The organism is Roseibium sp. (assembly GCF_025698965.1).
In the GTDB taxonomy this organism is placed as follows: domain Bacteria; phylum Pseudomonadota; class Alphaproteobacteria; order Rhizobiales; family Stappiaceae; genus Roseibium.
The window spans coordinates 1-2,701 of the sequence record NZ_JAILWL010000658.1; the positions used below are offsets into that span (position 1 = coordinate 1).

Here is a 2,701-nt window from a genome sequence, read left to right on the forward strand (position 1 = left end):
CATTTCCTCCATTTTGGGGCCTATGCGCACAATAAAAACTCCTTTCGAGATTGAAGTGATGAAACAGGCGGGCGCAATTGCAGGAGCGATGATGTCAGCCGCGCATGCCAGCCTGCGGCAAGGAGCACACGAGTATGAATCCGCCCTTGCTGTCATCGATGCGGGTTCCCGAAGGGCGGCGGGTTACTTGACGGAGAAGGGATGGGATCGGTTTGTCTCCCCGATGATCCACAACCTGCAAATCCTCCAGAGTGGCAAGGACACATCCATGGTTCACCGGCGGGCAAGCGTGAGAGCGTATACAAAATTCGACCCCGTCTATTTCTGCTTCTGCAACATGGTGCAATTCAAACAATACAAGCTGGGCTTTGACCGGATGTTCCACATTGAAGATGTGAAGGAAGCAGACAGGGAAGTTCAGCAGGCAGCCATTGACGCGCAACAGGCGGCGATCGCGGCGATCCGTCCAGGCGCTCTCGCCGAGGATGTTGCCGCCGCTGCAAACGAAATCTATCGCACACGCGGTTTCGAAACCGGATATCGAACCGGCCGGTCCATCGGTGTTGCCTATCTTGAAGCACCGGAACTGAAGGAAGGCGACAAGACGGTTCTGCAACCCGGTATGACCTTTGCCGTTGATGGCGGCATCTCATTGGACGGAGTGACAGCCGGTCGGATCGGAGACAGCGTCGTGGTAACCGAATTCGGCGTGGACTACATCACCGAATATCCCCGCGAAATCCTGCTAAGCAAAGCCTGACCCATGCCTGAAACGCTTACTGTCGCGGTTGCCCAATGCCCAGCGGATCTGGAACCTCCCGAGGAGCGTCTGGACTGGCTCGCGGGCCTTTTGGCCTCCCATGAAGACGCCATGCTTGACCTGATTGTCCTGCCGGAACTCTTTCAATGCGGCTACAACATTGGTGATTTTTCCAGCAAACATGCAGAACCTCCCGACGGACCTTTTGCTACATCGATTGCCGAACTGGCAAAACGATACAGAACCGCAATTCTCTATGGTTTCGCCGAACAGCAGACTGAAGGTCTCTATAATTCGGCCCAATGCATCGGCCAAAACGGACAGATCATCGGCAGACATCGTAAGTTGTTGCTCCCCCCAGGTTTCGAACAGGACAACTTCGTTATCGGTCGGGAGTGCAAGCTGTTTCGCCTAGGGGCGTTCACCTTGGCCATCCTGGTTTGCTACGATGTAGAATTCCCTGAAAACATGCGCCACGTCGCGGTTGCGGGGGCTGATTTGGTGGTGGTGCCAACTGCGCTTGCAAATGAATGGAGCGTAGTTTCGGAATGTGTCATTCCCACGCGCGCCTTCGAGAACGGTGTCTTTGTTTGCTATTCAAACTATTGCGGTCAGGAAAACGGGCTGACCTATTATGGCGGCAGCTGCATAATCGCACCTGATGGCAGCACGCTTGCACGCAACAAAAACTCCGCCGGACTGTCAATAGCCCATCTCGACCGGTCGTCGGTCAAGGCAGCGCAAGCCAGAATGCCCTACCATGCAGATCACGTTAAACTGCCTTGGGTCAGAAACATCAGATAGGAGCGGGACACAGCAACTCGCCCCCCTTGATCAAAGACGCGGGAAGGTTTCACATCGCCCCTTTGGTACGAGACAAATCCGCCTCACCGTCAGGAACCATTTGTGATTTTTCGTTACTCGGCTCCACTCAGATCCTCACTCATCATATCGATGAAGTGACGAACACGCGGTTCGAGCAATCGTTTATGCGGATAGATCGCAACGATTGGCACTGTTCCGCACGTGACTTGCGGCAGAACCTGCTCCAACTGCCCCGAAACTATGTCGCGCCCGACAAGAAGTCTTGGAAGCATGGCGATGCCCATGCCCGATAACGCGGCTTCACGAAGCGCTTCGGCACTGTCACAGCGAAATCTCACCCGCCCCGGAGCGCGCATCCACGTGCTGTCTGTGTCCTGAAGCTGCCAGCCCTGATGCTCGCCATTGCTGGAAAATTGCAGCAAATCGTGAAGGCTGAGCTGCTCAACATTGCGGGGATGACTGCGTCGTTCGAAGTAGGCCGGAGTTGCGCACAGCACGATTTCATCGCTCGCGACTGTCTTTGAAATAAAACTGCTGTCCGGGCTACCGACCGCGACCCGGATCGCGAGGTCGAAACCTTTCTCGATGAGGTTGTCGGTGCGATCTGAAAAACTGATTTCAACCTGAGTTTCAGGCCATTTTGCGAGGTAGCGACGCACTGTCGGTAGCACCAATCGGCGTCCGAGCGCGTCCAAGGCCGTGATCCTGAGCTTGCCGCGGGGCACGCCGGCATCTGCACTGACGCTGGCGTCTGCAGCCTCGATCGCCTGCCTTATGGCCTGACCATGTTCATAAAGACGCCGTCCCTCCTCTGTCACGTCAATCGAGCGCGTAGTGCGGTTGAGCAGTCGTGCGCCAAAGCTTTCCTCCAACCGGGCCACGGCCTTACCGGCTGTTGATCGAGACAGACCGAATGTTCTGCCACCGGCCACAAAACTGCCGGTATCGACAACCGACATGAAAACCAGGATGTCGTTGACCTTCGATCCAATCATCACGAACTCCATTAGCGCATGTATATCGCCTCAATAGCGAACAACAATCGCTAATTTAAGTCCTATTTTTAGTTTCGCGACACAGGAAAGAAGGATCATCATGTCCACACCAATCGAACGC

The 2,701-nt window shown here is 55.1% G+C and carries 3 protein-coding genes; 2 read left to right on the forward strand and 1 reads right to left on the reverse strand.

Features of this window, described 5'->3' with window-relative positions; all coding sequences use genetic code 11:
* Together K5905_RS31210 and K5905_RS31215 are read left to right on the forward strand one after the other, a co-directional pair.
* Positions 1–760 (forward strand): Xaa-Pro peptidase family protein (locus K5905_RS31210; protein WP_297591608.1); only part of this gene is annotated, 760 nt, incomplete at its 5' end.
* Positions 761–763: 3 nt separating this feature from the next.
* Positions 764–1,564 (forward strand): carbon-nitrogen hydrolase family protein, encoded by an 801-nt coding sequence (locus tag K5905_RS31215; RefSeq protein WP_297591609.1) that lies wholly within the window; start codon positions 764–766, stop codon positions 1,562–1,564.
* Positions 1,565–1,677: 113 nt separating this feature from the next.
* Here K5905_RS31215 and K5905_RS31220 read toward each other — a convergent pair whose 3' ends face one another.
* On the reverse strand, positions 1,678–2,580 hold the full coding sequence (locus K5905_RS31220) for a LysR family transcriptional regulator (RefSeq protein ID WP_297591610.1): 903 nt from the start codon (positions 2,578–2,580) through the stop codon (positions 1,678–1,680).
* Positions 2,581–2,701: the final 121 nt, after the last annotated feature.